The organism is Streptomyces poonensis, from assembly GCF_014650915.1.
Classification (GTDB): domain Bacteria; phylum Actinomycetota; class Actinomycetes; order Streptomycetales; family Streptomycetaceae; genus Streptomyces; species Streptomyces poonensis.
On sequence record NZ_BMVW01000001.1, the window covers coordinates 1245555 to 1254037 of the forward strand.

The window sequence follows — 8483 nt, forward strand, 5'->3', positions numbered from 1 at the left end:
GTCACCCTGTCATTCATCCACGCGGGGAGGCATGGATGGGCAGGAGCCGCAGAACACTTCCGGAGGAGCTTCTGCTGCTGGCACTGGACCCGACCACGGGTACCACTGCGCAGCCGCAGTCGCTCGACCTCGGTCTGGCCGGAGCACAGCTAGTGGAGCTGGCGCTGGCCGGACGGATAGCCCCAGACGGGGATCGTATCGCCGTGGTGGTGCCACGGCCGACTGGAGATCCAACTTTGGACTCCGCGTTGGAGTTGCTGCGCAGGCGCGGCGCTCCCGTGCGGGCCGTCCACTGGATCGGCGGGCCGCGTCTCGGGCTCCGCCAGACCTACCTCTCGCATCTGGAGCGCTGCGGCATGGTGCATGCCGTGGCGGGCCAGATGTGCGGGGTGCTGCCGACGACTCGCTACCAGGCGACGGACACGGCCATCAGCCGGGAGATCAGGGCCCGGCTGGATTCCGCGATCCGAACCGGCGTCCCACCGGACCCACGGACCGCGGCGCTCGCCGCCCTGGCCCACGCGGTCGGGCTCGGCAAGCATCTGTATCCCGGTAACGAGGGGCGGTCGTCCCGCTCCCGGCTCAGGGATCTGATCCGCCACGACCCCATGGGCGGCCTCGTGGCGCACGCCGTGATGGACGTCCAGAACGGTGTGGCCGCGCAGCCGCGCCGCAGCCCGGCGCCGTCCGGCCGCCAGGCCGCTGCCGGAGCCAGGGGCGCGACGGATCCCGCGAGGGGCGTTCCGATGCAACCGCACCACGGTTCCATGGCGCGCGTCGTGGCCCACTGAGTCACCGGGCCACCTGAGGCCCGACAGCACAACGAGCAGTACAAGCACCGACGCACGACGAGCACCACACACGCACCACAAGCACCACAAGCACCACAAGCACCACAAGCACCGATGCAGCACACGCACCGGCGCACGCGCACCACACGCATCGACGCATCGACGCACTGACGCACCACAAGTACCGACGCATGCATGCAGTACCGACAGCGCCGCACCGGAGTTCCCCCAGGACCGGTTCGGGAGCCGCAGGCCCGCGCGGGGCCCGTGGCGCCGTGTGTCCGGACGACACCACGGCGCCACGGCCCCGCGCGGCCGCATCTACGGCACGTGCGGCCGGATGCCGCCACTCCGCGGCCGGAATCAACCGGACCCGGTGACAGTCGGCCACAACTCTGGCCCGAACTGGCCCATGCTCGGCGCATATCCGCTGTTTCCCAGCGGTAGTAAGCACCTTGGTGGCAATCTGCTCATTGGCAGATACGTAAAGTTGTCGGGCCCCAGCCGGAGGTGCACGTCCCGTGGCGTCCAATGTCAATCCCACTGTCCGGCGACGCCGGCTGGGCCAGGAGCTCCGCCGACTCCGCGAGCAGAGGGGCATGACGGCCGAGGAGGTCGCCGAACGGCTGCTGGTGTCCCAGTCGAAGATCAGCCGGCTGGAGAACGGCCGCCGCAGCATCAGCCAGCGTGACGTCCGCGACCTGTGCGGGGTGTACGAGGTCGAGGACCGCCGCGTCGTCGACTCGCTGATGCAGATGGCGAAGGACTCACGCCAGCAGGGCTGGTGGCACGCCTTCGGCGATGTTCCGTACAGCGTCTACATCGGCCTGGAGACGGACGCGGCCAGTCTGCGCGTCTACGACCCGCAGGTCGTACCGGGCCTGTTGCAGATCCCCTCGTACGCGGAGCACCTCATCACGGGTGCGCTGCCCGAAGCGGTCCACGCCGACGTCGAGAAGCGTGTCAAGGTACGCATGCGCCGAAAGGAACGTATCTCCTCATCGTCGGAGACTCCGTTGCGCCTGTGGACCGTGCTCGACGAGGCGGCGCTGCGCCGCAAGGTCGGCAACGCCCAGATCATGATCGAGCAGCTGGACCACCTCGTCGAGATGTCCCAACTGCCCAACATCACCGTCCAGGTGCTCCCCTTCTACATGGGCGCGCATCCCGGCGTGAGCGGGCAGTACGCGATCCTGGAGTTCCCCGACGCCGCCGACTCCAGCGTCGTCTACATCGAGGGCGTCACCAGCGACCTGTACCTGGAGAAGGCTCAGGACGTGCAGAAGTACAGCGTCATGTACGAGCACTTGCGGGCCCAGGCCCTGAACGCCGACGAGAGCCGTGAGTTCATCCTGAAGGTGGCCAAGGACTTCACCCACTGAAGTTCTTGGACGAGGAGCAAACCGTGCAAATTACACCTCGGTGGGCTTGGGCGGAAGACTCCGATGGAATATGCCACCCAGTCGAGTGAATAGTCCCTCCGGAAACCGATGTTGGCGAGTAGCGTCGATCACGCCACAGAGCGACACCGTTTGGCGCAAAACCGTACAGCGGGTTCCGCTTGGGACCCGCGGCGGAACTCACCAACCTAGCAACTGGCTACCGGAGCAACCATGGCAATCAAGCAGGGTGCCACGCACGCGTGGACCAAGTCCTCGTACTCCCAGGGCAACGGGGCATGCGTAGAGGTCAAATCCGCGGTATCGGCGGAGCTGGCCGTCAGGGACTCGAAGATCCCCGACGGCCCGGCCCTGGCCTTTCCCGCCGACGCGTGGATCCACTTTGTCGCGTCGGTCAAAGGCTGACTGCCGAAACCTTTTGATCTCGGCTTCTCGCCCACGACAAGCACATACGCACCACAGACAGAACCCTCTCGACTGGCCCGCCGTCCCGGCCGAGGGGGTTCTCCCCTTTTCGCGGCTTCCTCGCCTCCCGGTGAGACCAGGACATGACGTCGTCCACATGCTTGTCCGCCCCCGAAGCGGCGGGATGAAAGCAGCCGTGCGACGTTCAGCTCGCTGAACGCAGGTCACCCTCCAGAACCATTTTACCTCCTCTTGACCTTACGGGCCGTTGCCGCACGCACCTCACCGATCCCACGATGAGCGGGCACTTCACGGCCCCTTGGCATGCTCTGGCCATCCCCGCACCGTCGAAGTGCCGTGCACGTCAACGCAGTTGGCAGGGCGGATTCCCGGGAGGGAGCACATGAACGGTCTCGACTGGGCCGTGCTCATCGGCTACTTCGGCGTGATGGTGGCGATCGGTCTCTGGTCGCACAAACGCGTGGACAGCGTCAGCGACTTCTTCACCGCCGGCGGCAAGATGCCGTGGTGGCTCTCCGGCATCTCGCACCATATGTCGGGCTACAGCGCGGTCATGTTCACCGGGTTCGCCGGGATCGCCTACCAGTACGGCGTGACGTCGTTCGTCACCTGGTCCTTCCCGATCGCCGTCGGTATCGCCATCGGTGCCCGGCTGTTCGCGCCCCGGCTCAACCGGCTGCGCTCCCGGCTCGGGGTGGCCTCACCGCTGGAGTATCTGAAAGACCGGTACAACCTGAGCACACAGCAGGCGCTCGCCTGGTCCGGTGTGCTGCTGAAGATCGTGGACGTGGGCGCCAAGTGGGCGGCCATCGCGACACTGTTGTCCATCTACACCGGTATCAGCATCACTCAGGGCATCTTCATCACCGGCATCATCACCGGCATCTACTGCACGGTGGGCGGTCTGTGGGCGGACGCGCTGACGGAGATGGGGCAGTTCGTCATCCAGTTCTTCGCGGGCATCGCGATGCTGGTGGCGGTGATGGTGGAGCTGGACGGCATCGCCACGCTGTGGACCATCTGGGACGACCTGCCGGACGGGCATGGCTCGCCGACGGCAGGGCCGTACACCGTGACCTTCTTCGTGGCGATCACCTTCATCAAGACCTTCGAGTACAGCGGCGGCATGTGGAACCAGGCGCAGCGGTACATGGCGACGGGGTCCGCGCGCGAGGCGACGCGGTCGGCGCTGCTGTCGGCGGCGCTGTGGCTGTTCTGGCCGCTGGTGCTGTTCTTCCCGATGTGGTGCGCGCCGCTGCTCGTCGAGGCGCAGAAGCCGGACGCATCCGACAGCTACGCGCTCATGACCGAGCAGTTGCTGCCCCACGGACTGCTGGGGCTCGTCATCGTCGGGTTCTTCTCGCACACCATGGCCATGTGCTCCTCCGACGCCAACGCGATCGCCGCGGTCTTCACCCGGGACATCGCGCCGGCCATCGCCAAGCAGGCGCGTACCTGGTCGGACAAGACCGGGCTGGTGGCGGCCCGCTGGTCGACCGTCGCCTTCCTGCTGCTGTCCATGGCGATCGCGACCCAGGTCAACTCGCCGACGTTCCAGAACATCATCACGGTGGTCGTGAAGTGGGTGGCCGGGCTGATGGGGCCGATCGCCATCCCGTTCATGCTCGGCATGCTGCCGGCCTTCCGCCGCTCCGGCCCGACGGCGGCGCTGACCAGCTGGGCCGCGGGTCTGTTCGCCTTCTGGGTGATGAACTACCCGGTCGACTGGGCCCTCGAGGACGGCACCCCGCTCCAGTACCAGATCTCCGTCCCGCTGGCCGTGTCGCTGGTGCTGTACGTGCTGATCGGCTTCGTGAAACCGGAGGACACGCCCGCGCGCGTCGCGGTCATCGAGCGGATCAACGCGGACGGGGACGGGGCGGCCGCGGTACCGGGCCCGACGGGGCCCGTGGACGACACGGTGGCCGGGCCGTCGGTGAAGAAGCGGGTACGGGACTGAGCAGGCGGGAACACGCGGGCGCGCGGGTCACCGCCGCGCCCGCGGGCGCGCGGGCGTCCGTCGGCCCTGTGGGGGGGTGCGGGCGCCCGTCGGGCCCTGTGCGGGGCGCGTGGGCGCTCGTCGGGCCCGCAGGCCGCGCAGGCGCCTGCGAGACCCGTAGGGCCCGTGACGCGCGGGCGGGCGGTGGTTACGCGCGCGGGTAGCGTGTCAGCCAGGCCGGGGACGAGCTCGCCGGGCCGTGGAGCGCCGGGCCCTGGGTCATCTCCATCGCGAAGTCGTCCGCCAGGACCAGCATCGTGGGACGGCCCTCCAGTTCGGCCAGCCAGGCCGGCGGAAGGACCGTCTCGCCGTGCAGGGCGCCGAGCAGCCCGCCCGTGAGGGCCCCCGCGGCGCTCGACGGGCCGCCGTGGTTCACCGCGAGGCACAGCCCGTGCCGTACGTCCTCGCCGACCAGCGCGCAGTACACGGCCACCGCGAGCGCCCCCTCCGCCCCTCCGTCGCCGGCGAGCTCCTCGACCCGGTCCGGAGTCGGCAGACCCTGGCGTACGGCGCCCAGGGCGTGCTCGAGGGCCTCGGTGACCGGTTCGTGGCCGGGACGCTCGGCGAGGAGCGCCAGCGCCCGCTGTACGGCCGCGTCGAGGTACTCACCGCGCGCGAGCGCGTGCACGAGGGCGGCGTACGCGCCGGCGCTCAGATACGCCGAGGGGTGCCCGTGGGTCTGCGCCGCGCACTCCATCGCCAGCTGCACCACGAGCTGCGGCTCCCAGCCGACCAGGAGCCCGAACGGGGCGGAGCGGGCGACGGCCTCCGGGCCGGGCTCACCCGGGTTCTTCGGGGCGTCCAGGGTGCCCATCGTCGTGTCGCCGAAGCCGAGGAGGCAGGCGCGGGCGGGGTCGCGGCGGACGTACAGCCACTCCTCGCGCGCCAGCCAGCCGTCGTCCGTGCGCCGCTCGTCCGGTCCCCAGTCGTGCTGGGTCGCCGCCCATCTCAGGTACGCGCGGTGCAGATCCGTCGGCGGGTGCCAGGCGCCGGTGTCGCGGCGCACCTGGGCGCGGATCAGCCCGTCGACGGTGAAGAGCGTGAGCTGCGTGAGGTCGGTGACGGCGCCGCGCCTGCCGTACGCCGGGGCCGGGTCGGTGAGCCCCTGCGCGCCGTGTGCCTCGCGGATCTCCTCCAGGGTCAGCCCGTCGAGCGGTGCGCCCAGCGCGTCCCCGACGGCCGTGCCCAGCAGGGTCCCGCGCACCCGGCTGCGGAAGTCCTGCTGCTCCGCCCGGCCCCAGAAGGCCCCGCCAGTCGTCATCGCCCGCCCCCTCCGCCCCTCGCACACCGTTGAGCACTGTAACGAACAAGAGCGGTCTGTTCAGGGCGCCAAAGAACGTCAAATGATCGCTCCGAGTGCCTGCCCTGGCCGCGCCGGACACTCAGTGACTGAACACGCGCGACACGCCCTGGAGTTGACGGACGCGGCGGGGACATAGTTGAACCATGACCCCAAACCGGACCGCCCGTCCCACGGCTCCCCTCCTCCTCGCCTCCACCCTTCTCACCGCCACGGTCGCCCTCTACATGGCGCTCGTCGCGTTCGGCAACATCACCGACTTCGGCACCAACCAGCAGTTCGTCCAGCACGTCCTCGCGATGGACACGACGTTCAAGGACGAGGACCTGATGTGGCGGGCCATCGAGTCGCGCGCCTTACAGGACACGGCGTACGTCCTGATCATCATCTGGGAGACGCTGTCCGCCCTCGTCCTGATCACCGCGACGGTCCTGTGGGTGACGGCCCTGCGGCACGGCTCCGCGGCCCGTGCGCGCCGCTGGAGCATCCTCGGGCTGCTGATGGTGATGCTGCTGTTCGGCGCCGGGTTCATGGCCATCGGCGGCGAGTGGTTCGCCATGTGGCAGTCGGCGGACTGGAACGGCCTGGACGCCGCCCTCCGCGTCTTCGTGCTCAGCGGGGTCGTCCTGCTGGTGGTGAACCTGCCGGGCACGGCGGGGCACGTGGTGGTGGACGGGCAGGAGGACGGCCGTACGAGGTGAGCCGGCGGGTGCGGCGGCCCCTGTGCCGCCGCACCCGCGACGCCGGCCGAGCACCACCACGCTCGCGATGCCGACCGAGCGCCGTCAGCCGACCCCCCGGGAAGCCCGCCACATGGTGTGCTCCCGGCTGATCGCGTCCTCCGCGTCGGCGACCTCCTCGGCCCAGGAGCCATCGTCCGTGTGAGTCAGGCGCTCATGGATGACGCTCAGCTCGGTGGCGGCGAAGGTGTAGGCACGCCCCAGCGTCTCGTGCTGCCGGACCGCGAGCCATGCCGAGCCGGCTCCCAGCACGGCCGCGAGGATGCCCGCGAGATCGAACGTGAACAGGCCGAGAAGGCGCAGCACCGCCGCCGCCAGCCCCAGCCCCTCGACGCCGACGAGCACCAGGCGCCACCGTCGGGCGTTGACGACATTGGCCGCCGCCTTGGACGTGTACCACTGCTGCTGATCCTCGATACGGTGCCGCAGGTAGGCCTGTTTGCGGTCGGCGAAGGAACGGGCTCGCAAGGTCTTCATGGCATCGGTGACAGCGATCGATCCCACCGGCGCGAGACTCGAGACGGGCGCCTCCCGCAGCAGCTCCCCCAGGCGCCGCTGGAAGCGGCGGTGCGCCTCGCTCTGCGACAGGTCCGCGGGGAACGGGGCACCGCCCACCGCGAAGCGCCAGGCCAGGGTCTTCGTGGACTCGGCCAGGGCACGGCCGTCGTACCAGGACTGCTCGGGGCGCCCCGTGAGCAGCCAGACCTCCACACAGATCGTGAGCACGAAGACCGCCACCAGGCCCATGAGGGCCACCTGATGATCGAGGGCGCCGCACAGGGCCGCGGTCACCGCCAGTACCAGCCGGAACTTGGTGCCCCGGATGTAACTCCGCTGCCCGGTCAGTGATGCGGCGTCCGAGGACCGGAACACCACGGGCAGATCGTCCTCGGCCAGGCCGTGCACCGCGCCACTCACCTTCGCTCCCCTTGCTCCTGGATAAGGGCACTCAACTCCGCTTTTTGACCGAGTTCTCCAGAACCAGCGTGTCCGAGGACGCCGTCCATGTCTCCAGGGTGTCTCCGGTGACTGCCGGCGGCCACGGCTTCGGCGGGCCGACCCTCATCGCCGCGCGGGCCGACGGCGACATCACAGTGGTGCCGCCCAACGGCTCCGTACTGGTGGTCGACCCCGCCACCGGTGAACGCTCGACGGCGGTGAAACCGCGCGAGTCCGACCCGACGGCCGGCGACCGGAAGCAGCACGGGACGGAGTGGTACCAGCGGGCGGTCGGCGGACAGGGTGGTCTGGCGGCAGTGACCGCCGCGGACGGCCGCGTCGATGTCCACGAGCTGCCTTCCGGACGTCGTCTGCACGAGCTGGTCACCGGCGCCTCATCCGTCGACCGCCTGTTCCTGTCGGAGGAGACCCGCACCCTGTTCGCCGTCGTCGACGGCGATGCCCTGGAGCGGTGGGACCTGGCCACGGGCAAACGCAGTTGGCGTTCGGACGGCGCAGGAGAGTGGGGCATCGCCGCGGACCCCAGTGGACGTTGGGTGGCCACCATGGCCGGGGACGGAACCGTCTGGCTGTGGAACGCCCGCACCGGTGACCGGCTGGGCACCATTGTCATACCCACACCGTCGACGGTCGTCGGTGTAGCGCAGAGCGGCCAGCAGACCTCCTTGGCCTTCTCCCCCGACGGCGAGAAGCTCTGGTCCGTGACCGAAGGCGGCGAACTGCTCTCCTGGGACACCTCCCCCGACGCCTGGATCGAGCGCTTGTGCGACCGCGTGGGCCGTACTCTCACGGAGCCGGAGCGCAGCCGCTACCTGACCTCCCTGTCCGACGGGATCACGGCCTGCGGCTCGTGAGGTGGGGGGTGCG

At 69.6% G+C, this 8483-nt stretch carries 8 protein-coding genes; 6 read left to right on the forward strand and 2 right to left on the reverse strand.

Annotated features, from left to right (window positions below; translation table 11 throughout):
• Positions 1–35 precede the first annotated feature (35 nt).
• The 4 genes from IE242_RS05560 to IE242_RS05575 all read left to right on the forward strand — a co-directional run bounded on the left by IE242_RS05560 (position 36) and on the right by IE242_RS05575 (position 4577).
• Positions 36–791: a GOLPH3/VPS74 family protein gene (locus tag IE242_RS05560; protein WP_189855761.1), complete on the forward strand. Its 756-nt coding sequence runs from the start codon at positions 36–38 to the stop codon at positions 789–791.
• 521 nt (positions 792–1312) lie between these two features.
• Positions 1313–2173, forward strand: a complete 861-nt coding sequence (locus IE242_RS05565; protein ID WP_189855762.1) for a helix-turn-helix domain-containing protein — start codon at positions 1313–1315, stop codon at positions 2171–2173.
• A 231-nt stretch (positions 2174–2404) separates the two neighbouring features.
• Positions 2405–2596 (forward strand): DUF397 domain-containing protein, encoded by a 192-nt coding sequence (locus tag IE242_RS05570; protein WP_189855764.1) that lies wholly within the window; start codon positions 2405–2407, stop codon positions 2594–2596.
• A gap of 403 nt (positions 2597–2999) precedes the next feature.
• The gene (locus IE242_RS05575; protein WP_189855765.1) at positions 3000–4577 is read left to right on the forward strand and encodes a sodium:solute symporter family protein; all 1578 of its coding nucleotides are present in this window, start codon (positions 3000–3002) and stop codon (positions 4575–4577) included.
• A gap of 187 nt (positions 4578–4764) precedes the next feature.
• Here IE242_RS05575 and IE242_RS05580 read toward each other — a convergent pair whose 3' ends face one another.
• A complete protein-coding gene (locus tag IE242_RS05580; protein WP_189855767.1) occupies positions 4765–5877 on the reverse strand; it encodes an ADP-ribosylglycohydrolase family protein in 1113 nt (370 codons plus the stop codon).
• 185 nt (positions 5878–6062) lie between these two features.
• On the opposite strand from IE242_RS05580, the gene IE242_RS05585 reads away from it, so the two are divergent.
• A complete protein-coding gene (locus IE242_RS05585) occupies positions 6063–6617 on the forward strand; it encodes a DUF2165 domain-containing protein (RefSeq protein ID WP_189855768.1) in 555 nt (184 codons plus the stop codon).
• 84 nt (positions 6618–6701) lie between these two features.
• On the opposite strand, the gene IE242_RS05590 is transcribed toward IE242_RS05585, so the two are convergent.
• Positions 6702–7574 (reverse strand): DUF4231 domain-containing protein, encoded by an 873-nt coding sequence (locus IE242_RS05590; protein ID WP_189855770.1) that lies wholly within the window; start codon positions 7572–7574, stop codon positions 6702–6704.
• 107 nt (positions 7575–7681) lie between these two features.
• Here IE242_RS05590 and IE242_RS05595 point away from each other — a divergent pair, with 107 nt between their 5' ends.
• Complete coding sequence (locus IE242_RS05595; RefSeq protein ID WP_189855772.1) at positions 7682–8470, forward strand: WD40 repeat domain-containing protein; 789 nt, start codon at positions 7682–7684, stop codon at positions 8468–8470.
• The last annotated feature ends 13 nt before the right edge of the window (positions 8471–8483 follow it).

What these genes read in the sequence shown, in the direction of transcription:
- IE242_RS05585 (WP_189855768.1), top strand. Translation starts at nt 6,063, where the DNA reads ATGACCCCAAACCGGACCGCCCGTCCCACGGCTCCCCTCCTCCTCGCC.
- IE242_RS05575 (WP_189855765.1), top strand. Translation starts at nt 3,000, where the DNA reads ATGAACGGTCTCGACTGGGCCGTGCTCATCGGCTACTTCGGCGTGATG.
- IE242_RS05560 (WP_189855761.1), top strand. Translation starts at nt 36, where the DNA reads ATGGGCAGGAGCCGCAGAACACTTCCGGAGGAGCTTCTGCTGCTGGCA.
- IE242_RS05580 (WP_189855767.1), bottom strand. Translation starts at nt 5,877, where the DNA reads ATGACGACTGGCGGGGCCTTCTGGGGCCGGGCGGAGCAGCAGGACTTC.
- IE242_RS05570 (WP_189855764.1), top strand. Translation starts at nt 2,405, where the DNA reads ATGGCAATCAAGCAGGGTGCCACGCACGCGTGGACCAAGTCCTCGTAC.